Origin of the sequence: Acinetobacter sp. YH12236, assembly GCF_013417645.1 — a bacterium.
In the GTDB taxonomy this organism is placed as follows: domain Bacteria; phylum Pseudomonadota; class Gammaproteobacteria; order Pseudomonadales; family Moraxellaceae; genus Acinetobacter.
This window is the reverse complement of the sequence record NZ_VPDM01000004.1, coordinates 12,870-37,521: the sequence shown is the minus strand read 5'-3', so window position 1 is coordinate 37,521 and position 24,652 is coordinate 12,870. Positions and strand designations below refer to the sequence as shown.

Here is a 24,652-nt window from a genome sequence, read left to right as displayed (position 1 = left end):
CAAAAAAAATAAGTGGAAGATTTTAAATGAAATTTCGATATTTAATGGGTGTGATGTTATGTGCTGCGCAGAGCTTCAGCTATGCAGCCGAAATCACGGGGACATGGAAAGCCATTGATGACAAAACGGGCTATGCACGTGCTGATGTTGAAATCAGTAAACTCAATAATGGTACTTATCAGGGTAAAGTTGTTCGTATCCATGCCATTCCAAATCGTCCTGCACATACCCACTGTTCTAAATGTAAAGGCGCACTGAAAGACGTGCCTATTCTGGGTCTATCTGTCTTATCAGGTCTAAAACCAAATCCAGAAAAGAAAAATGAATTCGTTAATGGAGCAATTCTCGATCCACTAACCGGTAATGTCTATAAAAGCAAGGCAACTCTGAATTCCCGAGGCAATGTACTGACGCTTCGTGGCTATGTAGGTACACCCATGCTCGGACGAACAGTATCCTGGGTGAAAGTCGAATAAATCTCATTTTTTATAAATTCTCATCTGCAAGCTGTCTGGCCAGATCAAAGGCTTGGACAGCTTAAAATCATTATCTTTATCCCATTCCTTATCACGTAAATACTTACTCATTCTCATCATGCTGAATGAACGTAATTTTTAACTCATATTCATTTTTCTTAATTTAATGTGATGATTGACTAGTATTTAGTGTATTTTTCACGCTATATTAATCCCATAATTTTTTTATGCCTTTAAGAAGTTAAATATATTTTCAATAGCATGGGGTAATGTGGCAATGAGATTCAAACTGCTTTGTTCTATCACTCTTACAGCAGCAAGTACCATCAGTCTATCCGCGTTCGCCAACAGTGACCCATTACTTGGCCACTGGAAAACCATTGATGACCGTACTGGTTATTCCCTGGCAGATGTGGTGATTAGTAAGGATGCTCAGAATCACTATATTGCCAAAATTGTGCATGTTCGTGAGATTCCAGGGGCAGCTCGACAGCAGACTTGCACCCTATGCAAAGGCGCATTGAAGGATCAGCCGCTCATTGGACTGACGATGCTTAAGGGACTGAGTAGTCATCCCGAGCATAGCAATGAATTTATTAACGGCACTCTGCTCGACCCGGTTTCTGGTCAGCTTTATCAGGCCCGTGCCCGCCTGAAAAATAATGGCAGGCATCTTGCCATTCATAGTCGTGCTGAAGGTGCACCGGTCGGACGCAATATGACCTGGATTAAAAACTAGTTTCGAATTCAGATTATTAAGAAAAGCTCCTTAGGAGCTTTTTTATTTTAGGTCATGTGATAATTCACATGAATTCATTAATTTTATGCCAATCTCATCACATTTTATGCTATTGATTTTGTTACATTTTATGAATAAATTAGAGTAATAAATCTAATATGAATAATCATTGATCAACAGGCATGTTATGAAGAAAATTTTAAGTCGCTTAATGATGGGGATCACATTGGCAACAGCAGCAGGTTTAAGCTTTGCTTCTGAAGATCCACTACTGGGGAAATGGAAGACTATCGATGATCAATCCGGTTATTCTCGTGCTGATGTCGAAATCCGTAAAAAACCAGATGGCAGCTATGAGGGAATTATCGTAGAAACCCGTAGCCTGCCAGGTGCAGAAAAACTGGGAATCTGTAGCAAATGTCCAGGACAGCTTAAGAATAAACCATTTATTGGCTTGCCATTTATCTGGGATTTTAAGGCAGACCCCAAAAAACCTCGCGAATTCCATGATGGCAAGATACTTGATCCAATCAGCGGTAAAGTTTACAAAGGTAAAGCACGTTTAAGCGCCAATGGCAAACGCCTGACCCTGCGTGGTTATGTAGGCGTTTCGGTTATCGGACGCAGTGTTACCTGGGTAAAATACTAATTTTTGTCAGTTTTCCATGCCCCTGTTTCAGGGGCTTTTTTAATGGTTATGATTTGAAACAATTAAGTACAAATAAAAACTGTTTCCCTTAGCGCAAACTCATAATAATGAATTGAAGACGGTTATTTTTTATTCACACAATGATCTATCTTCAGCTGCAATTCAATCTGCTAAGGACTCTGAAACGGAGTATTCATGCGACATGTATTCCTCAATTCATAGGCATGGGTAAATGTGTGTTGCAAACAGCGGATGGTTTGCAAATGACAGATAAAACTATAAAAACAGATGCCCGCCTAGATCTTTGTTTCCCTGCTCAGACTGAGCTGTTCAGGTTCAAGCAGGATTTCCACAGGATAGGAGTTCCTCTTCTAGGCAGGATGCTGGTTCAACTAGCATCTCATACCGTTAGGGCACAGCGCAGCGGCCATAAAATATTATGGCATTCCCCTACTTCAGGACGACCTTCCTTTCTGAATGTCTCAAGCCTGGCTGTTTAAGGAGTAGAGCTATGACTACAATTCAATATAGAGAAAACTTTTCCAACGGTTATATCCCCTCTGAAATCATGGATGATCGTACCTTTGATTTGTTCCACTTTTCTGAAGCATGTGGCCAAAGTCCGGAATGGGTGATGCAACTCATTGAACATGGAATTTTGCCGAACCGTTCTAAAACGCATCCTGGTACCTTCCTCGGGGAAGATATTACTCGAGCACAACGGGCTTACCGTTTGCAGCGTGATTTTGATGCTTCCTTTAGTGCCGTTGCCATGATGCTGGATCTCATTGATGAAGTGCAGGAATTACGTCGTGAGGTGAAACATCTGCATTTCAAGTAATGCCTTTTAATGTCCGGTCTGCTTGAGTTAGATCAATGCGGACTAGGGCATATTTTGCTTTTTTCTTTTATTTTTTGAGTGATAAATATCCCTATGAAAACCAAAGACTGCAATAAAAAGATCAAATATATGTTCCCAGAATACCGTGATTTAATTGTGCAATTACGTGAGGAAAATCCGTACTTTGCCCGACTGTTTGAGGAACATAGTAAATTGGACAAACAGATTAGTCAGCTTGAACTCGATCCAGTCAATCATATCAATGATGATATCGATGCGATTAAACGCAAAAAACTAAAACTGAAAGACGAGATTTATCGCATGCTGAAAAACTCTGAAGCCGATCCGCTTACCTAAATGAGAACAGCTTTCTCAACCAAGAATGTTTCAATATAAGGTTTAATCATCCGTTTTATCTACAATGTGATTATTAAATGATTTCGGTTCTTAAATAAAGAATCTGTCCAAATAAAAAAGCCCGCATGATGCAGGCTTTTTCAGACTTAAAAGTAATCGAATTATGCTTGTTCGATGTCTTTCATGGTCAATTTAATACGACCACGGTTGTCAACGTCAGCAACTTGTACTTTCACTTCCTGACCTTCTTTCAATACGTCAGCCACGTTGGCAATACGTTCGTTAGAGATTTGAGAAATATGAAGCAGACCGTCAGTACCTGGCAGGATGTTCACGAATGCACCGAATTCAACGATACGAATCACTTTACCTGTGTAGATTGTGCCTGGCTCAACTTCAGCAGTCAGTGCCTGGATTTTTGCAATCGCAGCCTGTGCAGCAGCTTTAGTTTCACCAAATACGCGTACTGTACCGTTATCTTCGATGTCAATCGCAGCTTTAGTTTCTTCAGTGATTTGACGAATCGTTGCACCACCTTTACCAATCACGTCACGGATCTTGTCAGGGTTGATGTTGATCACTTGGAAAGTCGGCGCGTGCATAGAAATTTCTGGACGAGCACGTGAAATTACTTGATTCATCGCGTTCAGGATGTGCATACGACCTGCATAAGCCTGGTTCAATGCAACTTCCATGATCTCTTCAGTAATACCTTCGATCTTGATGTCCATTTGCAGCGCAGTAATACCGTTAGCAGAACCCGCTACTTTAAAGTCCATATCACCAAGATGGTCTTCATCACCCAGGATGTCAGAAAGTACTGCGAAACGTTCGCCCTCTTTCACTAGACCCATTGCAATACCCGCAACTGGTGCTTTAAGTGGAACACCGGCATCCATCAATGATAGAGAAGCACCACATACAGATGCCATTGAAGATGAACCATTAGATTCAGTGATGTCAGATACGATACGGATTACGTACGGGAAGCGGTCAGCTGCTGGAAGCACGGCTTGAACACCACGACGAGCCAGACGGCCATGACCGATTTCACGACGTTTAGGACCAGACTCGCGACCTGTTTCACCTACAGAATATGCAGGGAAGTTGTAGTGAAGCATGAAGTTGTCAGTTTTAGTACCAGCCAAGGTATCTACCATCAACGCATCACGAGTATTACCCAGAGTAGTAGTGACCAATGCCTGAGTTTCACCACGTGTGAATAATGCAGAACCGTGAGCACGGTCTAATACGCCAACCTGTACATCAAGGGCACGAACAGTTTTAGTATCACGACCGTCAATACGCGGTTTACCAGACAAGATGTTGTCACGTACGGTACGGTATTTAAGATCTTCAAATAATTCGTTTACGTCATCAGCAAGACCAGTTTCGTCACCTTCTGGAACGAACTGAGCGAGCGCTTCTGCTTGAAGTGCATCAAGTGCTGCATAACGGTCTTGTTTCACCGCAATGGTATATGCTTCAGAGATTTTCGCTTCGAATGCTTCTTTCAGTTTTGCACGAAGGTCTTCGTTTTTCTCAGGAGCAACCCAAGTTGATTCTTTCGCACCAGCTGCGGTCGCGAATTCTTTGATTGCTTGGATCGCGATTTGCATTTCATCATGACCGAACAATACTGCACCCAGCATTTGGTCTTCTGAAAGTTCTTTCGCTTCTGATTCAACCATCAGTACTGCAGATTCCGTACCTGCAACGACAAGATCAAGATCACTTTCTTTCAATTGTTCAAAGCTTGGGTTTAGAACGTATTCACCGTTGATCAGACCCACACGTGCCGCACCGATTGGACCACGGAATGGTGTACCTGCGATCGCAAGTGCTGCAGAAGTACCCAGCATTGCTGCAATGTCAGCTTCCATAGTCTTGTCAGAAGATACAACAGTCGCAGTCACCTGGATTTCGTTATAGTAACCTTCTGGGAACAATGGACGGATTGGACGGTCGATCAGACGTGAAATCAGCGTTTCAGCTTCAGATGCACGGCCTTCACGTTTACCGTAACCACCAGGAATACGGCCAGCTGCGTATTGTTTTTCTTGATAGTTAACAGTCAGTGGGAAAAAGTCTTGACCTGCTTTAGCAGTTGGTTGAGCAACAACAGCAACTAATACAGTTACGCCGCCCATAGTAATCAATACGGTATTGGCCTGACGCGCAACACGACCTGTTTCTAGGACAACCTGATGTTGGCCAAATTGGAATTCTTTACGAACAATATTAAACATCGACATGTTTTATTTTTTCCTGATTTTATTCTAGTGGAGACCCCTAAGGTTTGGCATTCACATCCAAATGGACGGGTAAATGACAAAGCTTAGAAGCCGACCTCACCAGAAATAAACACTATTTTTAAACACAAAGAAGGAGCGAACATTCGCCCCTTCCCCTGATCTAGCCAAAGGCTAAACCGACTTTAGTTTTCAGCAATAAAGCATAAGGCATGCGATAAACCCGAAAATAAAGTTTAAATCGAATTAACGACGTAAACCTAAAGCACCGATCAATGCAACATAACGACCGTGGTCTTTACCATTTAGGTAGTCAAGAAGCTTACGACGTTGGTTAACCATACGGATCAGACCGCGACGGCTATGATGGTCGTGTTTGTGCTCTTTGAAGTGACCTTGTAAGTCATTGATTTGAGCAGTTAAAAGAGCTACTTGAACTTCTGGTGAACCAGTGTCGTTTTCAGCGCGAGCGAATTTAGCAATGATCTCTGCGCGATCTGCGTTTGTTAAAGCCATTCGATTTCTCCGAGATGCTTATATATCTTGATAAAAATCAAAGTAATGAGAATTCAATACATTGACTGCCGTGCATCACTACAGCAAGTTGCATATTTTAAGGGAAATTGCGTCAGATTGCAAAAATAGATCATGAATTTTGATAGTTTTAGCTGCCAGATGTCTTTGCTTATTTACTGATATGAAGAAATCCCATATGGTTCAATTTACACATAATTTCAGGAATTGGACTTGATCTGGCTTACGAATAGCTGTTTAGATAACTGCAGAAATTAACTGATCTTTTTATATTTAAAATATTTCTGGTCGCGCTTAGAAATAAATGATAAAAAAAAGCCCGAGTAAACTCGGGCTTTTTCGCGCTGTAGTTTCTTCTATTATCATTTTTTATTTATTGTTTTTTTTAGTGCGTTTTACGCTTTATTATTTTCAAATCTTCCTGACTAAAAATAACTTCCTTGTGTGGTAGATTTTGCCATATTGTCGAAATGCTCATAGAGGCATTTATCCTCACTCGCTGTAAGCCATTGCGTACAAAATTGTCATCGAAATTTGCAAAATATTACACTTATATATCTTTTAATTACACTATTTACTTAAATTTACTTATTCTGCCAACTTAATTGAACTATAAGATTACGGCAAAATTCCATTAACGGCAGATATAAAAAAGCCTTGTAGTCTCTCCCAAAACTACAAGGCTTAGCGGCTGTAAGTTTCCTCTTTCACTTACTTCACTGTAAGTTCGCTGTCTGGTGACATTCTTGTTCTTATTATGCGATTTATACCCAACTTTCCGTGTTGAGTTCTTTTGTGTGACCAATCTTCTCAAAAACCGAGTAAAAGCTCCATGCGCCAATTTCCTGAATCCATGTAAGCATTTACCTACAACAGTTATTTATTTTTTGCCAATAGATTGTTGCATTGTTCAAGTATTTTTTCGCTTAAGCCACTCTTTCGTGTGGTTCTGACGCATAGCGCTTGTGTAAACGCGTCGCGATCTACCAGTAAGCTCACAACTTTTTTGGCCCGGGTAATCGCTGTATAAATCAGTTCCTTACTCAGCAAATTTTTGGCCTGTTGATCGAGTACTACAGCCGTATGAGTAAATTCTGAACCTTGCGATTTATGAATCGTCAAAGCAAATGCCGTTTCGATACTTTTCGGTAAGCGGGTCGCCAGCACCCATTTTTCTAAGCTCGGGAAATACACTTCAAATTGTGACTGTCCTTCTTGTTCTCTCCAGAAACAGATGCCAATATCACCATTGGACAGACCCAGCTGATAATCGTTATAAGTCATCATCACTGGTCGACCGGTATACCAGTCGCCCTGTTTTAACTTGCCTACACTGGCCAGAAAACGCTGTTCAATCTGCTGATTGATTTTATTCAAACCCAGATCACCATGCCGAATTGCGGTGAGAATCCGGTAATCATCAAAGTACTGAATTGCCTGCTGCACATATTGATCAAAATCAGCCTGATCCTGAGCCAGCTTGATCGCGTCTGCATAAGCCTGATAGCCATACATCAGTTGATCATAATATGGGTCTAACTGTAGACCTGTAGTTGGGTTTATTTCTGGCAGATATTGCAGTTGCAACTGGTCAATCTCTACCTGATCTAGTGCAATTGCTTGCAGCTCACTCGCAGCAACCACTTGCTGTTCAAACTGGTTTAAAACCGATGCTGGAACATGTTCCTGCTGGATAAAGTGCGCCATCGCACCAATCCGGGCGCCTGAAGCAAAACGGCGTGTCGTGATTAAATTCACTCGGTTATCCGCCAAAACAGAAGTCTGCTGTAAATCTGCCAGTACAGTACCGACATCCACCGAGGCCAGCTGGTCTGCATCGCCTAATAGAATTAAGCGGGTTGAATCTGGCACTGCAGCAAGGAGCATCTGCGACAGGCTTAAGTCCAACATGGATGCTTCATCAACCACGATCACATCATAGGGTAAAGGCTGCTTGGCATGAAACCGTGGGCGTCCCAACCGCCCCAAGCCCAGTAAGCGGTGCAAAGTAACGGGTTGAACCTGCTTTAAAGCCTCCAGTTCAAAAGCTTGTAACTTTTCACTATGTAAAGCTTTCTGCAAGGCTTCTTGCATTCGCTGCGCAGCTTTACCCGTCGGAGCGGCCATCGCAATCCGGATATTAGGCAAGGCTTCATGTAGTACAGCAATCATATGTGCCAAGGTGTAGGTTTTACCAGTTCCTGGCCCACCGGTAATAATATTCAGTCCCTGCTTGGCGACCATTTCCAGCGCTTGCTTTTGCTGTGGATCTGTCAGGAGGTTACGATCACGCTCACTTAAATTTACTGGCGTGATGGCTTGTGACTTGATCCGGGCGATCTGTGTGGCGACCGCTTGTTCCAGCTGCCAGTAGCGGTATAAATACAATTGCTGGTTTTCAAAAATAAAGGGTGCAATGCCTTGAGCCTGCTGGCTACGATCCAATACCAAATGATGCAATAGAGCTTTTTGCTCAGCACTGGCCGGAATACAACTATTGCCCTCCTGCATCGCTTCAAGGAGCTGCTGAATCAGCAATTTTGCGGCAGCATCAAAGGTCGCCGAACTAAATGGTGGCTGACATAAATAGTCAATCCAGGCCATTAAATGGGCTGATTGCTGAGACACGTGAATTTGCTCATTTTCCACACAGTTATCCTCAAAGTTATCCACAGGATAATCTTCTGTTTAAACTCTTAAAATTTTATAAATCATCAAAATTATGCTGATTTTTTCTGCTCAAAATAGCCCAGAATTTCATCCAGTTTCAGAATAAATTCCAGACCAGGCTGCCAGTGATAAGCGCCTTGTTCAGCCTGACCATTCATACCGCGCAAATACAGATAAGTCGCCCCACCCAGATGCTGCTGCATGTCATATCCCTGCATGTTCACGCTTAGATAACGATGCAATGCCACCAGATATAAGGCCGCTTGCAGCCAGTAACTGGAGTGGGTCATATTCTGCTGGATGGCCTCGGCCGTGTAATGCTGCTGATCCGGCCCGAGAAAATTGCTTTTATAATCGGCAATATGATAACGCTGGCCATCAAAATAAACCAAATCGATAGAACCGGTCAGATAGCGTGCTGATTTTGCCTCATTAAAATCAGGCATGAGAATATCATGCTCGGCAAACAGTTGCTGGATCTGACGAATCTGTAAGGGCGCATCGGTTAAAGACAGGTAAAACGGGAATTCAGACAAATAAGTACCTTGCTGCAACTGCTCCAGGCTGAACTCTGCCTGTAGGGGTGCAGCCAGAATTTCTTTGAGCCAGTCATGAACCCGATTGAGCAGAAGATCTTCAATCATCTCATCAATGAAATGATCGAATGCCTGCTGAAAAACGGCTTCTACATCCAGTTGTGCTGCTGCCTCAGCAGGCGTCATCTGCGCCATTTCCTGTTCGAAAAACTGGATAAAAGGTTCATCATCCAGTTCTGTAAAATAGTGCTGAAACTGCCCTAAGAAGTTCAGCCATTCAGAGTGATCGAATGTTTGAGCGGAACGGAAAAACTGCTGCCATTCCTGACGATAAGCTTCACTCTGATCATGCAGGCGAATTCCGGTCAGGATTTTATAATTCAGGCTGGAGAGTACTTTTTGCATACTCTGCTGCAATTTCTCCAGCTGCATTTGACCTTGACGAGCCACCTGACTGAACAGGGTCTGTAAATTCACACAGGCTGTCTGATAGCCCGAAGTAAATGCCTGCTGTAACAATGGACGAACATGAAAGGCCTGATGAAATTTCTCTTTCAGTTCCTGCCAGATTTGTGGCGCCGTATTTTTAAAACGGCGGCGGATTTCCAGATTCCAGTAACTGCGATCCTGAAAATCGATATGCTCAAAAATACTGTGCAGGAAGGTTCCGGCTACCGTGCCTTTTGGAAAATTCAGCCTGATCCAGTCCAGTGGCTGACTGGCTATCTGCTGTTCCAGTTCCAGTAGATTCATTTCATCTGCGGCACTGTCCGGACGTTCAGAAGCGATGACCAGATCATCCTGCAATATTGCCTGATGCGGGAGATGCTGTGACAGTGCAGTAAAACTGGTTTTGGTCCGCGGATAGAACTGTCGCTCTGGTAAAGGATGAGCCTGCATCTGTAACGGTGCTTCTGTCTGTTGTGCCACAATTCTAGGCGGCTCAGAAGCCAGAGGTGGTTCAAGCAGACTTAGGGCATGCTGAAAGGCCGCCTCACCTTGTCCACGCCAGAACGCCAGACCTGAATCCGCTTGTCCGCTCTGATCTTGCAGCATGGCATAAACCCGGTGACTGGCCCGGGTCAGTGCCACATACCAAAGCCGGTGATTTTCTGCGGCATTCCGGGCCGCATTTTGCAAAATCGCCTGCTCATGCAAGTCCTTATGATTAACTGCAATTACCCGGGATTGTTCCAGTACATTTTCCGCAGCTGACAGGGAAAAGTTCAGATTCCCCTTATTTACATCAAAAGGCGCATCGGCACCCAACAGGAACACGACTTTGAATTCCAGTCCCTTGGAAGCATGGATGGTCAGCAGTTGCACCCCATGATCGCCGGAGAGTTTGCGCTCTTTTTCATTGTCCTTGCCGGAAGGTGATTGCAATTGACGCAGATACCAGTGATACAGCTTTTGAGCACCCTGATAATATTCACTTTGCTGGCACAGAATCTCGGTCAGGTGACGTAAATTCACCACCACCCGTTCATTGTCCAGACTCTGGCTTGCAACCAGATTGGTCCAGACCTGAAACAGATTTAAAGCATAATTCCAGGCCGTCAGAAACCCTTTTTCAAACCACATTTCCCGGATAGCATCAAAGTCTGCAATATAACGGCTCAGACCTTCGCTCTGCTCTTGCAGTTCGATTAACTTTTTCAGGTTAAAGCCCAATAAACGGGTCAATAAGGCACGTTTGACTTTGGCTTCGTTAAAAGGCTCCATGATCGCGGTCAGAACAGCTGCAACATCCTGAGCCACCGGACTGGCAAAGACGCTCTGCTTAGATTCCTTATAACAGGGAATCCCCATGCGTTGCAGACGCTGCTTGACCTGTTCCAGCGCATAATGGCCAAAACTGAGAACTGCAATATCATCCGCTTTTAAGTGCTGAACGTTGTCACCCTGCTGGAAATACAGTTGCTGCTGTTCAGACTGATTCAATAACTGGCGGATTTTCCAGACCACCTGATCGGCTTCAACGTCCTGTTCACCGAGCTGAATCCAGCGTAGTGGATGCGGATTACTCAGCGTTTTATCGATTAAATCCGGATGTGGCCGGCTCCCCGCCTGAATCAGGGTGTAATGCACCTGTTCACCAAAATCCATCTGGCGTTGAAACAACGCGTCCACCACCTCGACTAAAGGCTTTACCGAGCGATGGTTCTGGATCAGAGTATATTCACGGCCCTGCTTTTGCAGCACATCGGCACGCGCCTTGTTATAGGTCAGCATGTCACCGCCACGGAAACCGTAAATCGCCTGTTTCGGATCACCCACCATGATCATACAACCGGCTTTGACTCGATTCGGATCACGCCAGATTTTAGCCAGCAGATCATCCTGATCCTGGTTGGTATCCTGAAATTCATCCACCAGAATGAGTGGATAGCGTGCCTGTACAAACTGGGCAAAGCGTTGACCTTGCTGTCCCTGTAAAGCTTCAGCCAAGGTTCGAATCTGTTGGGAAAATGTGGTTTCACCCTGTTTTTGCAAGGTTTGCGGCAGACGGTTCTGCACACTGCGAATAATATGATATTCAAGATAGGTGGTCAGCTGCTTCAACTGTGCATCCATCTTCTCTTTGACTTCGCACAATCCATCAATGGCCTGAATCAGGCTATGTTGCAGAATCTGCTGCTGCTCTGCTTCCGGACAGCTTTTGTTAAATACTTGCTTCATTGAGACCGGTTGAAAATCGGTTTTCTTGCGGCGCAAATAACACAGATTTAATAAGATCGCATGCAGTTCTGGATCAAAAAAGCTCATCGCGCCTTTAGTTTTCAGTGCCGCCATCCAGGTCATAAAGTTTTCACAGACATCGCTTAATCTGGTGAAAAAACTCTTATGAAAATACTTGGGAGAATTCTGGCAATACTCCCGAATGATCTCAATTTCATGTTCATGTACATCGAACAGGCGCTGAATGCAGTGCTCTAGTTCAGCCAGATCCCATTCGACGTTTTCTACCTTCTGAAAGTATTGCACACGGAAATTTAGAGCATCACGAACTAGTCCAGTATAGTGTTCTACTGGTTTCAACAGGTTTTGCAGATATAGATGATTGACCATATACTGCGGCTGCTGCTGGATCCATTCTCGTAGCACATCATGAATCAGCTGCTGGATATATAGGTCCTGATCTTCAGTCAGTTCGGCCCGTTCAATCTTGCCGCTTTCAAAGGCAAATTCACGCAATAATTTCTGGCTAAAGCTGTCCAGTGTTCCGACAAACAGCTCATCCAGCTGGTTCAGAACCAGACGTAGACGGCGCCGGGCATAGTCCATGCGTGAGCCATAATCTTTCAACACCTGCTGGAACAGCGGATCCGATTCAGCCTGGATTTTGGCGGTGATTTCGACCGAATTCAGCTCCTGATGACGCTGAATGAAGGCTAGTGTTTCTTCAACCCTAAGACGTACCCGGTTTTTCAGTTCAGCTGTAGCCTTACGGGTAAAGGTTGTGGCAATCACCTGATGCGGATAATACTGATCCAGAAAAATCCGCACCATCAAACTGGATAAGGTATAGGTCTTACCCGTCCCCGCCGAAGCTTCAATCCAGTGCAGGCCGCTAAAGCGCATGTCCTGAATCGGATTGGTTGAAATCTTTTTACTGCTCTGGTTCGGTAACATGGTCATTGTTCTTTTATCCATTCCAGATGTTCATGAATCGGCGCATATAGCGCATGGGCAAAGTCATGGCAACAGCGTTGCAAGGCCAGATCCGGGTCCTGATCCTGCAAAATAAACTGCCAGTCCTGATGTAGCTGGCTGGATTCATCGCTGGCCAAAGGCTTGGCACTTTCATAGCTGTTGTTCCAGGCCTTTAGCAGTTCCTGCATCTCGGCAATGGTGATCTGTCCCTGTTCATTTTCGGTCCATTCCCAGGCTTTTTTCATCAGCAATTCGGCTGGCAAAACTAGCGGCTGGGTCTGTCCTACTTCCCAAGCTTTCAACCAAGCCTGTAAATGATGACGTGCCTGACTAGAACGCAGTCCGGAGAATTTCAGGGTTTTATTACTGAAAATGACAATCCGTTCCAGCTGTGGAGACAGTTCATCATTGTTCAGATAGGCCAGCCAGAGCAAATATTCCAGCCAGACCTGTGCCCGACGTTTTTCTGAGGCCGAAGATGACTGCATGCTGAGCCAGTAACTGCTGTGCGGCACTTGCGGCAAGGTAATATGAATCAGCAGTTCAGGGTTATATTGCCAAGTTTGCTGCGTTACAGGTGTCAGCTCTTTATTCAGCTGCAATAAACGTTCTTTTAGCGATTGCTGTTCCTGCTGACTGCTGAGCCAGGTCGCTTCCTGAGTTTTTCCGACCGGCAAGCGGTCCAGCATCAGCTGTGGCTCAATCTCTTGATCCTGTTGTAATAGGAAATCACGGACCTGATACTGTTCCAGTTTATTCAGCAATAAGGGTTCTCGTGAACTTGGCAGATCGGCATATCTCACACTGGAAACACCGATACTTTTCAGGAATAGACGTGCCGGGAAAATCATGTCACGAATCCACTCATCCCCTTTCAGCACCCGGATTTCTTTCTGCATCAAGGCCGGATAATGGGCATTGATCCAGCTGCTGCGCTTGCCCTCTGCACTGCGAATATATTCTGCTACAGCAAACCACTGGGTCTGATAACGTGGGGTATGAGATTCAACGTAACCAATTGGATCGAACGGCTGTAATGGATGTACATGATAGAGTTGACGGATATGCTTGGCAATACTCAAACCATTGATTTCAACCGTTTCATCGACTTCAGCATCGGGCTGGTCTGATTGGCAGATCAGGGCAATATGCTGGATCAGTTCCTGCAATGAAGTGGATGGATCACGCGCTTCACCATCATCAACATCAAAGCCATTATAAAACAGCCATAAATTGTCCTGCGCCAATAGCAATGCATCCAGAAAAGCACCCTGGTCATCATCCAGACGGGAACGATCCCCTAGTTGCGGCTTCAGACTGTTCATCAGGTCAAATGGCACCTGCTGATTCCGGCTCGGAAATTTACCGGTATCCAGATTCAGCATCACCACCAGTTTATATGGCAACGGACGGATCTGGCCGATTTGACTAAAGGTAATCTGTCCGGTCGGCTCGGCCTGATCCAGCTGCATCTCCAGTGTATTCTGAATTTCTTCCAGTACATAAGGCAAAGGAAGGCTTAAGGCGACCAGCTCCTGGCTGGCCTGCGGATCATCCTGATCGTGATAATCGGCCAGCGTCAGCATCCGCATCTGCTTATCGATAATCTCTGCAACCGTCTTTAAGGACTCGACGCCGGCTTCACGGAACTCATTCAAGTCTTCACGCAGATATTCCAGCCAAGTTTTTACCGGGGTACGTTGGCCCTGTTCATGCAAAATCAGCCAGTCACGGCGCTGTACCAGATCCTGATAAATCTGGATCAGAGTCGAAATGAGAGGAAAATCACTACTCAAGACCCGAGCATAGCTTAAGGTATCCTGAAACAGGGCATGTTCCGGAACTGCAAGCCCGAGTGCCAGCCGATCCAGCGCAAACTTAAAACTGAAGCGGTAGTCTTCATCACCGGCAGTCAGGCTTTGCTGTAAATGCTGCTGATCCAGACCGCGTTTAAAGCCCGCTTCGCCCAGTAACTGCAACGTGCGCTCAACTTGCGCGTAGTCCAGCGCATATAGTTGCTGGGTCTCATTCAGGCTGAGCCAGTCGGCAAAATCTTCGATACTGAAACGTCGATGCACCAGCTGAATCCGGCCCAGTACCGCGCGCCAGGCATTGCTGACATCGAGTCGGGACACCCCGGCAATCTGGATTGGCAGATATAGGTTGTCTTTTTGCAGACGCTGGCTATGGCCTTCCCGTTCTCGCGGTGGTGGTGCAAAGACACTCCGGATCGCCGGCTCCAGCTCTTTCAGGTTCGGGGCCAGCACCAGAATATCGCTCGGCTGACGTGGGGCATCTTCCGTGCCTTGGGCCAGCCAGTGAATCATCTGTTCTTTTAAGACTTCCAGCTGGCGCAGTGAGGAATGACAGACATGAATCTGTACCGAATCATCGTCGGGTTTGAGCGGATACTGGTGTTTTTCCGGTTCCAGCAGGTACAAAATATCCGACTGGATTTTGGCCAGTAACTTATCCTGATATTCATCCACGAAAGCATCGGCCCAGAGACCTTCTTCACCTGAAGACAGTTTGGACAATAACGAGAAATGATCACGTGCCTGCTTGCCAAAGCGGGTCAGCAAGGGATGACGCGATTCTCGGTCTTCGGCATTAAAGTTCAACTGAAAGGCTGCAAAGAAATGCTGGATTTCGGTATCAGTCGGCAAACGTCCCTGAGATTTTTCAAATTTCTTGATGAAACGTTCCTGCACGCCAAGGTCATAACGTGCTTTCCAGTCTGGATCGACACTATCGGCCCAGTATTCCTGTGACGGGTTAAAGTGGAAAATATAAATATCGATGTATTGACCGAGACGGCGCAAGAAATCCAGCTGACTCGGTGGCAATTCTAGCAAGGTAAAGACCACGACCTGTTCTGGCAAACGTTTTAAAGCCTGTACCTGAGTATCTTCATTTTCCAGACGTTCCCAGTACATCTGTTCGATGTCCAGAATCTTGGCATAATCATCCTGAAAGACATGCTGCCACAACCAGCGCTGCCAGGCTTCCAGTTCGCGTGCCTGAATCTTGACGAAGTCTGCCACCGGAATTTCATGGCCATTTTCATCTTTAGGAATATAGATCATATGCTCAACATCGAGCGCAATATCCTGCCCCCAGGACGCCAGCCAGTTAGTGGGACAACGACATTCCTGTGGTGGGCAATTCCGCGCGCAATAACCACGGTAATCCATATAATGGCTAAACAGGCGCGAGACCTGTTCGGATACCCAGTACAGCATGCTTTGTTTTTTCAGCTGCTTCTCTATGCCCTGTTCCAGACGATCTGCGCTGTCATAAATCCGTTTGATAATCGAATACAGTGGATGATCGATCTCTAATGGAATCTGCTCAGGCAAAATGCATTTACGTAATGCCTGAAATACCCGCCATTTAATAATAATTCGGGGAATATTGGCTTCACGAACCTGTTCGACTTCTTTGGGATTATTCAGCACCCACTGATAGGAAGTCCACTGAAAGGCACGGATCCGATGATGAAACTGGGTATTGGCACTGATGCCCTTTTTCTCGGCAATTTTTTGGGTCAGCCAGGCCTCGACTGCAGGAGATGGCACAATAAAATGCCGCGGCTGTAACACAGCCAAGGGATTTTTTGCGCTCTGATTAACGATACGCAGCATACTATCCAAAAGCACATCAATGCGTTGACTCTGAATAACATGAATTGCCATCGTTTCCCCTGAAAAATGAGATGGAGCAGTACTACAAAATGATAAAGATTATTTACTATACTTACCGAACTGTCTATGTCACTTTAAAACTCATACTTCAGTCAAAAAAGTTCTTTGAAAAAAGCATCTTATTGATGTTTGAACAGAAAAAAACAACATCTAGCTTTAGGTAATGCCCATGAAATTAGACAAAATTCCAGATCGTATCGATCCAAGTTTAGATTTAGACAGAATTCGCAACGAGTGCTTAGAGCTAACCAAAAAACGTGCCTATTATTCTGCCGGAGCAGCTGTGATTCCGGTGCCATTTCTGGACGTGGTCATTGATGTCGGCATTCTGTCGCAACTGATCCCGGAGATCAATGCCCGCTTTGGTCTAGCCCCTGAACAGATCAGTGTGTTTGATCCTGCAACCAAACAGGTGCACTGGAATGAACTGCGTAAACGCGGAATCGAGTTTTCCGGTCTGGTGGTAGCACGTACAGCAGTCAAAAAATCTTTGAACAATGTTGCAGCGAAAGTGATCACAAAGCAAGTCACAAAATTCATTCCACTCGGTGGTCAACTGGTAGCCGCGAGCCTCGGTTATTTTGTCATGAAAAAAATTGCTGAAGCGCATGTTGAAGATTGTTATCGCACAGCAAAAAATATCCAGCAAAAACAGATTGCTCAAGGCAAATAAATTTCCCGCCCCATTTTTTATCCCCAAACTTTTCAAAACTCAGGCAGATTAATCTGCCTGAAGCTGCTTTAAAATTGTTTTTAAAATTTCGACCCGAGCGGTGTTTTTATCATCAGTGGCGATAATGTGCCATGGTGCCTGTTCTGTCGACGTACGTTCAAACATGTCGGCGGCCGCTTTTAAATAATCATCCCAACGTTCCCGGTTACGCCAGTCCTCATCGGTGATTTTAAAGCGCTTATGTGGGGTATCTTCACGCGCCTTGAAACGGGCCGCCTGCTCTTCCTGGGAAATCGCCAGCCAGAATTTAATAATTACGGTTTGATGGTTAATCAGGCTCTGTTCAAATCGGTTAATTTCATCATAGGCCCGCTGCCATTCTGCCGGGCTGGCAAAGCCTTCTACCCGTTCTACCAGCACCCGACCATACCAGGAGCGGTCAAAAATACAGATATCATCATCAGTTTGCAGCTTGTTCCAGAAACGCCATAAATAAGGACGATTCAGTTCATATTTTTCGGGCGCACCGATGGTCTGGATTTCATATTCACGGGGATCCAGCTTTTTCACAATCCGCTTGATCGCTCCACCCTTGCCCGCTGCATCCATCCCTTCAAACAGCAAAATCACATTACGTGGGTCTGAGCGCAGCGCCTTAGCCACCTGAGGAGACAGTTTTTTCAGTTCCGCTTTATAGTCCTCTGTCTTGGCAAGTTCTTGCGGAGGATGCTGCAATAATTCTGGAATTTTGGCCTGTTTCCATCGTCCTTTGGCCCGAACCGGATGATTGGGACAATGTTTTAGCGCCTGCAAAATATACTGTGCAAACTGCTGGTCACGCTGTTTTTCATCTTCCCCGTCAATGATCAGCCAGTCTTCGTCTTTAGTAAACCGCTCTCGCAAACGTTGCACGGTGTCGTACTTTTTTTTGTCGCGCCAGTCCAGGCCATGCAGTTTGTGCCATTGCATTTCACTCGGATCCATCTGATCCAGGCGTTTTTGTAGCGTTTTCCAAGGTAAGTCGAACCAGACCTTGACCACATCAACATAGTTATTTTTTAGATCCTGCTCAAAGACACGCATATCTTCCAGATAGGCATCAAACTGGGCATCATCAATGGCACCAGTCTGCATGGTGGTTCTGAGCAGATCGCTGTACCAGTTACCAAACAAGACCATGATCTGGCCTTGGGCAGGAATAAACCGTGTATAGGGTTGCCAGAAGGTCTGTTTTTCTCCTAATACTTGCGGCTGATCGGCCTTCACCTGCAAATAACGAGGATCTACCCATTCACGTAACTGTTTGACCGCTTCGCCCTTACCCGCCAGTTCAATTCCATTGACCAGAACAATCAGGCTTTTGCCATTTTTCTGACCTTGGGTTTTCCTCAGGTCATACTGGGCATTGATCAGCGCAAGGGATAGCTCGTCTTCATCCATTAACTGGAAACTTTGTTCTTCTATACGCATACAGATCCCTCATCTTTTATTCTTGTGGGCAGTATAGCGAGGAGTTTGAAGGCAAAAATAGCGTTAGCAACGTTTTTCACACGATTAGATTGTCTGTTTAAACAGCAAATTGACATTCAAATAAGGAATCATTGATCAATTTGTCATAGCGAGATTGCGCCACACCCTCTAAGATTCTGAGATCGAAAAATCATATTTGAAAATACATGTCCAAACTTGCCCGATTAGATGAACTCTTAGAACAGTATTATCAGCTGAAGTATCACACTCAGCCTGAAATTTTAAGCCGTTTACAGGATGTGCAGGCATGGCAAAAGGCACGGATGCAGCGTAGCCATCATCAGCATTTTTCTGAAAAAAATAACCAGCTGATGGCCGAATATTTCCTGAATCGGCTCTATGGCGGCCCAGACTTTGACGCACTGGCCGAACAGATTGCCCGACTGATGAAATATGCGCACAAGGCAGAAAAAATGATTCCGGAAAATGCCCTAAAAACCGGAACCTCAGGCGTAGAACTGGCGATTCTGGCGGTACAACTGGATGAACAGGTCGCAATCCAGCTTTTAGAGGATTATCCTGCCAACGCACCATTGACTGATGAAATGATGCGCGTGACCTATCTGAAACTGGATCAGGGGGAAGCACGCTTGAAACAGCTGGCACTACTGGATCAGCTGGGTGTCAGTCTGGATAAATATATGCGTTCCTTTGTGGTTTATACCGCCTTCAAGATGTGTAAAGGCGCAGCCAATAAATATCATTTTCAGGTGATGTATGAGTTTATGCAGGACGGTTTCCAGGCCATGAAACCGTTAAAATCGGCAGAAAAATTCGTGCATGACTTTACTGCGATTGAACGCGGTATTATTGATAAGGTGCATTCAGGTGATCCAACACCATTCCAATAATACACTCCTGTCCCATCCATGATGAGGAAGGCTTGCGGTCCTGCCTGATCCTGATATTTTCAGGTTTTTATGGCAGGCCATCGCCAGTGATAAATCATATGAATTATTCGATCACTGGCAGTGAAGATTTCCGCCCATATTCCTATTTTTCTGTATATTATTCATAACAATTGCATCATGATTGCTGAATAACATCCAAGAATCTGTCATTATGCAGGCAATGCAAGATTAACCCGATTGATATGTTAGGAGTGACTCCAATGTCGAATGAAAATCAAACGCCTACCCCTACACCCGAGTCGGCACAACAGACAGACAAAGTGAGCCCATTCTTAACCACTCTGCTTCCGCAAGGCGCTCCACAAGGTCAGCAACAATCTCTAGAACAACGCCTGACCGATACGCCTGTGACTGGAACTGTCCCTAAATATAACCTGCCACGCGGTGCCAATACCGGTAACGTCGGTCCAACCACGCACTTCGGCTACAAGACTGTGAGCAGTGACGAAAAAGCCCAGAAAGTGGCTGAAGTATTCCATTCGGTGGCCAGCAAATACGATATCATGAATGACCTGATGTCATTCGGCATTCACCGTCTGTGGAAACGTTTTGCGATTAATATGTCAGGCGTGCGCCGTGGCCAGCATGTGCTGGATATTGCTGGCGGTACAGGCGACCTGGCCAAAGTATTTAGCCGTGAAGTGGGCCCTACCGGTCATGTAGTACTGTCTGATATTAACGAATCCATGCTGAATGTTGGCCGTGACCGTCTGATTGATGCCGGCTGTACCAATGTTGATTTCGTTCTGGCGAATGCAGAAACTCTAGAGCCATTTGCCGACAACAGCTTTGATCTGGTAACGATTTCTTTTGGTCTGCGTAACGTCACCGATAAAGATGCTGCACTGGCAGCCATGTATCGCGTGCTTAAGCCAGGCGGTCGTTTACTGATTCTGGAATTCTCTAAACCAGTCTTTGAGCCATTCTCAAAACTGTATGACCTGTATTCATTCACTGCTTTACCAATCATGGGCAAAATCGTGGCAAATGATTCAGAAAGCTATAAATACCTGGCTGAATCAATCCGTATGCATCCAGACCAGCGTACTTTAAAAGGCATGATGGAAAATGCTGGCTTCCAGAACTGTGATTATCACAATCTGACCGGCGGTATCGTTGCCGTTCACCGTGGCTTCAAGCTTTAAGGGTCGTACCCGATATGTGGTCACTTCTCGCTCTCGGTGCTGTTGAACGCCTGATTCATCATATGATTGATCTGGATGCGATTACCCGCATTCAGCTCAATGCTTTAGCCGGCAAAATGCTGCGGGTGGTCATTGCCTCACCGCAACTGTCCGTCGATGTCTTCTTTGATGAGGGCAAGGTTCGTCTGGAACCAACGCCAACCGGTCATACTGAAGAATCTTCGATTTTTGAACAGCGCCCTTATGAAGCCAATAGTACTCAAATTCCTGAAGCAACGGCGACGCTACAGGTGAATAATGTCGTAGAGCTGCTTAAACTGCTGCTTGCTGATGAAGTCGGTAATATTCCGCTGCAAGGTGACTATAAAATTCTGCAAGAAATCCAGCGTATTATGCAGCAGGCTGAACCTGATCTGGCGGCGCATTTGAGTCCTTGTATTGGCCCTGCTCTGGCACATGAAATTGGCAAGTTGCAGCTGGCTCCGAAGCATTTAAAACGCACTTTGCAAAGCCAATTATTTTTCGCTAAAGATGCCCTGAAAGAAGATAGTGGCCTTTTTGCCCCGCGCTGGCAAATGGATGACCTGAATCAGGATACCCGTATCCTGAACCAGAATTTGGATCGCGTCGAAGCCAAAATCCGTCAGCTTCAGGCACAGATTGAATCTGACGATTCTACTGATCAGCCATTTACTCCTGCTACACCTCATATTCCTTCTCAATACTAGGTACACCGCTTTATGATTCCGCATGTTTCACGTTTACTCGAACTTTGGCGCATCGCCGCGCACTATAGACTCGACACGTTGTTTCCTGCGGAAGAACTTCCTGAAAAAGCCCGGCACATTTTATCTTTAATTCGTATGCATCCGGCAGCCTGGTCTAGCCGTGAGCGTAAAAACCCGCTCAAGCTGAAACTGGCACTGGAAGAAATGGGGCCGCTGGCGATCAAGCTGGGTCAGTTACTTTCGACCCGTCGTGACCTGATTCCGCCTGAAGTGCTGCAACAACTGGTTCTATTACAGGATCAGGTTAAGCCCTTTGATAATGATGTCGCCAAGATGCGTATTCAGGAATCCTTAAAAGCCGATGTAAATACCCTGTTCGCCCGATTTGATGTTCAGCCGCTGGCAGCCGCCTCGATTGCACAGGTGCATACTGCAGCCCTGCACGATGGCCGTGAAGTGGTGGTCAAAGTGACCCGTCCGAATATTCGACAGCAGATCTTGCAGGATTTTGAAATTCTAAGCTGGCTGGGTGATTTTCTGGAAAAACGTCTGGAAGCAGCACGTGCCCTGCATTTGTCAGAAATCATTCAGGACTATCGCCAGATCATTCTGAATGAGCTGGACCTGACTCTGGAAGCGGACAATACCCGCCGTATGCGTCATTACTTCACTGGCTCCAGCATGATGTATGTGCCTGAAGTCTATATGGACAGTAAGGACGTGCTGGTAGCAGAACGGATTACCGGTGTTCCGATTTCGGATATTGCCACCTTTGATGAACTGGGTATGGACCGTGCAGATCTGGCGCGTAAAGGTCTGACTATTTTCTTTACCCAAGTGTTCCGCGACAATTTCTTCCATGCAGACATGCATCCAGGCAATGTCTTTGTCGAAACCATCAATCCGGCCAATCCGCGCTTTATTGCGCTGGACTGCGCGATTATGGGCGAGCTGTCCAAACATGACCAGATGACGGTGGCACGTATGCTGCTGGCGGTTATGAACAGCGACTTCATGCAGCTGATTCAGATTGTGCATCAGGCCGGCTGGATTCCACCGGGTACCGATCAGGACGCGCTAGCACGCGAAATGCGTCGTACCGTGGGTCCAATGGTCTCCAAGCCGATGCATGAACTGGATTTTGCCGGGATTCTGATTCAGGTCATGGACATCGCCCGTCGTTTCCATCTGGAAATCCCGCCACAACTGATGTTGTTACTGAAAACGCTGGTTCATGTAGAAGGTCTGGGAACAGACTTGTATCCTGAACTGGATATCTGGAGTCTGGCGAAACCGATCCTCACCGATTGGGTCAAAGCCCAGATGAATCCGCAAAAGAATATCAAGGAACTCGGACAAAAAATCCCGGATCTGCTTTTGGGCGCGCAGGATTTACCGACCCTGATGATCGACAGCCTGAACGGTCTGAAAAACCAGTCCGCCTGGCATGCCAAGCAGCTCAATGAATTGCAAAGCATGCGCCTGCAAATGGAACATCAGCAAAAGCGTAGCTGGATTTTTGGCAGCATCATGGCTATCCTGCTTTCAATTGCGATCATTTCACCATGGTTTGTGTCAGTGATTTTGATCGTACTGGCAAGCGTACTCGCAGTCTGGCGGATTGCAAAATAACTGAAATAACCTGCTTAAAAGACCTGACATTGTTCAGGTTTTTTTATTTTTCTCCTTCCCTATGACTGCAAAGTCACCTTAGGGTATATCTTGCCATTGGGCTTTGTGACCAGATGCTTAAAATATGTCCTCATTGGTCAAATATGGGTTGAACCTTTATGCAGATTTTACAAAAACATGCGCCTGCTCTGAAAATCCGCGCTGGGCATCAGGCTCGTGAGCTGATTCTGAAAGAAGGTTTACAACCCGAACAGGTCGATATTGTGCCGGGTGCTGCAGGTGGACCCAAAGGTATTGGTATTCAGGGACTGGATCAGGCCATTTTTGGCGAGTTTTTCCCCCGTGCCCCTCAGCGTAGAACGCTAGTCGGTTCATCCATTGGCAGCTGGCGTTTTGCCAGTGTCGCAGCATGGGGAGCCAAAGCAGGTACTGAACGTCTTGCCGACTTGTATACCCATCTATACTTTCACAAGAAAATGACCCGTAAGGAGGTCAGTGACGTTTGTCGTGGCATGCTGCTGGATCTGGTACAAGGCAAAGAAACCGATTTAGTGAATCATCCAGATTATCATCTGACGGTATTATCGATTAAAGCCCAGCACATTTTCCAGAGTGACAAGGCGCTCCCCCTACTCGCCTCTGTGGCCGGCATTGTCGGAACTACCGCTGTAGCGCGTAAACATAGTCGCCATTTTATGCAACGTGTGATTAGCCAGCCGAATACGGGTGAACAGTTTAAAATTGCCGATGATGGATTTACTACACATTATCACGCCTTGACTGAGCAAAGTGTTTTGTCCTGGCTGATGGCTTCTGCCTCTATTCCGGGCGTGATGGCAGCAGTCAATAATATTCCGGATGCACCGCAAGGTTATTATCGTGATGGCGGTCTGATTGACTATCATATTGACCTGCCTTTCCAGAGCAAAGGCATCGTGCTGTATCCGCATTTTACTGACAGCATTACTCCCGGCTGGTTCGATAAACTGTTTAAACGCACGGCACGCCCGGAAAATCAGGCACGAACTTTGCTAATTTCACCCTCTCAGGAATATTTGCAAAGTTTGCCTTTGGGTCGTTTACCGGATCGTAAAGACTTCACTTTGAAAGGTTTGGATCAAGCTCAGCGGATTCAGCTCTGGAAGCAATGTATTGCTGAAAGTCAGCGCCTGGGAGATGAATTTCTGGAACTGGTCGAGAAGCAGAATTTTGCCGATGTGATGCAAAGCCTGTAATGGGCACAGCCTGTCCGAATTGTTTGTATAATTGCCTTAATTTTTTGAACTGTTGAGATTTATGCAGAAATTTTTAGTGATCCTGCAATATGCATGTATAGCCTTTGGACTTTATCTAATTTATAGCGTTAGCATGTCGCTGTATACCCAGCAATTTGAGCTGATGGAACTGGTGGCAGATATTGGCACCATTCTGATCTGTCTGGATTTGGGTGTGTTCTTATATACCAGTAAAGGCAAACAAGGCATCACCATGGAAGAGTATGCCAAACAGCTGGAACAACCACCGTCTAAACTGGTTTATGTGACACGTAAACTGGGACATCTGGGTATTTTATTGATTATTACCAGCTGGATTGTTCCGATTATTAATAGTTAATCCA

Annotated in this window: 18 protein-coding genes; 12 read left to right on the top strand and 6 right to left on the bottom strand. The window is 45.6% G+C overall.

What is annotated here, in order from left to right; translation table 11 throughout:
- Positions 1 to 26 precede the first annotated feature (26 nt).
- From FTV14_RS03175 to FTV14_RS03155, 5 genes are all read left to right on the top strand, one after another.
- Entirely contained in the window at positions 27 to 476 is a 450-nt protein-coding gene (locus FTV14_RS03175) for a DUF2147 domain-containing protein (protein ID WP_179991985.1), read from the top strand.
- Between the two features lie 277 nt (positions 477 to 753).
- Positions 754 to 1,215 carry a DUF2147 domain-containing protein gene (locus FTV14_RS03170; protein ID WP_180053320.1) on the top strand — a complete coding sequence of 154 codons (462 nt, stop codon included), beginning with the start codon at positions 754 to 756 and terminating at the stop codon, positions 1,213 to 1,215.
- A 187-nt stretch (positions 1,216 to 1,402) separates the two neighbouring features.
- A complete protein-coding gene (locus FTV14_RS03165; RefSeq protein ID WP_159123422.1) occupies positions 1,403 to 1,864 on the top strand; it encodes a DUF2147 domain-containing protein in 462 nt (153 codons plus the stop codon).
- A 511-nt stretch (positions 1,865 to 2,375) separates the two neighbouring features.
- Complete coding sequence (locus FTV14_RS03160; RefSeq protein ID WP_004781729.1) at positions 2,376 to 2,705, top strand: chaperone modulator CbpM; 330 nt, start codon at positions 2,376 to 2,378, stop codon at positions 2,703 to 2,705.
- 93 nt (positions 2,706 to 2,798) lie between these two features.
- The gene (locus FTV14_RS03155; RefSeq protein ID WP_180025239.1) at positions 2,799 to 3,062 is read left to right on the top strand and encodes a YdcH family protein; all 264 of its coding nucleotides are present in this window, start codon (positions 2,799 to 2,801) and stop codon (positions 3,060 to 3,062) included.
- Between the two features lie 161 nt (positions 3,063 to 3,223).
- Here the strand turns inward: FTV14_RS03155 and pnp are convergent, their stop codons facing one another.
- The 5 genes from pnp to FTV14_RS03130 form a co-directional block, all read right to left on the bottom strand.
- Positions 3,224 to 5,311, bottom strand: coding sequence for a polyribonucleotide nucleotidyltransferase (gene pnp / locus FTV14_RS03150; RefSeq protein ID WP_171505581.1), 2,088 nt, complete (start codon positions 5,309 to 5,311; stop codon positions 3,224 to 3,226).
- 249 nt (positions 5,312 to 5,560) lie between these two features.
- Complete coding sequence (gene rpsO, locus FTV14_RS03145) at positions 5,561 to 5,830, bottom strand: 30S ribosomal protein S15 (RefSeq protein WP_004637724.1); 270 nt, start codon at positions 5,828 to 5,830, stop codon at positions 5,561 to 5,563.
- A gap of 894 nt (positions 5,831 to 6,724) precedes the next feature.
- On the bottom strand, positions 6,725 to 8,497 hold the full coding sequence (gene recD / locus FTV14_RS03140) for an exodeoxyribonuclease V subunit alpha (RefSeq protein ID WP_373688473.1): 1,773 nt from the start codon (positions 8,495 to 8,497) through the stop codon (positions 6,725 to 6,727).
- A 71-nt stretch (positions 8,498 to 8,568) separates the two neighbouring features.
- On the bottom strand, positions 8,569 to 12,696 hold the full coding sequence (locus FTV14_RS03135) for a UvrD-helicase domain-containing protein (RefSeq protein ID WP_180053377.1): 4,128 nt from the start codon (positions 12,694 to 12,696) through the stop codon (positions 8,569 to 8,571).
- Positions 12,693 to 16,406, bottom strand: coding sequence for an exodeoxyribonuclease V subunit gamma (locus FTV14_RS03130; RefSeq protein ID WP_180053319.1), 3,714 nt, complete (start codon positions 16,404 to 16,406; stop codon positions 12,693 to 12,695). Before FTV14_RS03130 ends, FTV14_RS03135 begins: the two co-directional genes overlap by 4 nt.
- Positions 16,407 to 16,584: 178 nt before the next feature.
- Here FTV14_RS03130 and FTV14_RS03125 point away from each other — a divergent pair, with 178 nt between their 5' ends.
- A complete protein-coding gene (locus FTV14_RS03125) occupies positions 16,585 to 17,088 on the top strand; it encodes a hypothetical protein (RefSeq protein ID WP_159123426.1) in 504 nt (167 codons plus the stop codon).
- A gap of 48 nt (positions 17,089 to 17,136) precedes the next feature.
- Here FTV14_RS03125 and FTV14_RS03120 read toward each other — a convergent pair whose 3' ends face one another.
- A complete protein-coding gene (locus FTV14_RS03120) occupies positions 17,137 to 18,558 on the bottom strand; it encodes a phosphate--AMP phosphotransferase (protein WP_180053318.1) in 1,422 nt (473 codons plus the stop codon).
- A 206-nt stretch (positions 18,559 to 18,764) separates the two neighbouring features.
- On the opposite strand from FTV14_RS03120, the gene FTV14_RS03115 reads away from it, so the two are divergent.
- The 6 genes from FTV14_RS03115 (at position 18,765) to FTV14_RS03090 (ending at position 24,648) form a co-directional block, all read left to right on the top strand.
- The gene (locus tag FTV14_RS03115; RefSeq protein ID WP_104426682.1) at positions 18,765 to 19,469 is read left to right on the top strand and encodes a hypothetical protein; all 705 of its coding nucleotides are present in this window, start codon (positions 18,765 to 18,767) and stop codon (positions 19,467 to 19,469) included.
- Between the two features lie 260 nt (positions 19,470 to 19,729).
- Positions 19,730 to 20,674, top strand: a complete 945-nt coding sequence (gene ubiE, locus FTV14_RS03110) for a bifunctional demethylmenaquinone methyltransferase/2-methoxy-6-polyprenyl-1,4-benzoquinol methylase UbiE (RefSeq protein ID WP_180053317.1) — start codon at positions 19,730 to 19,732, stop codon at positions 20,672 to 20,674.
- A gap of 14 nt (positions 20,675 to 20,688) precedes the next feature.
- Positions 20,689 to 21,402: an SCP2 domain-containing protein gene (locus FTV14_RS03105; RefSeq protein WP_180053316.1), complete on the top strand. Its 714-nt coding sequence runs from the start codon at positions 20,689 to 20,691 to the stop codon at positions 21,400 to 21,402.
- 12 nt (positions 21,403 to 21,414) lie between these two features.
- The gene (locus FTV14_RS03100) at positions 21,415 to 23,034 is read left to right on the top strand and encodes an AarF/ABC1/UbiB kinase family protein (RefSeq protein ID WP_159123429.1); all 1,620 of its coding nucleotides are present in this window, start codon (positions 21,415 to 21,417) and stop codon (positions 23,032 to 23,034) included.
- 158 nt (positions 23,035 to 23,192) lie between these two features.
- Complete coding sequence (locus tag FTV14_RS03095) at positions 23,193 to 24,269, top strand: patatin-like phospholipase family protein (RefSeq protein ID WP_166134788.1); 1,077 nt, start codon at positions 23,193 to 23,195, stop codon at positions 24,267 to 24,269.
- A gap of 61 nt (positions 24,270 to 24,330) precedes the next feature.
- A complete protein-coding gene (locus FTV14_RS03090; RefSeq protein ID WP_004781714.1) occupies positions 24,331 to 24,648 on the top strand; it encodes a hypothetical protein in 318 nt (105 codons plus the stop codon).
- Positions 24,649 to 24,652 lie beyond the last annotated feature (4 nt).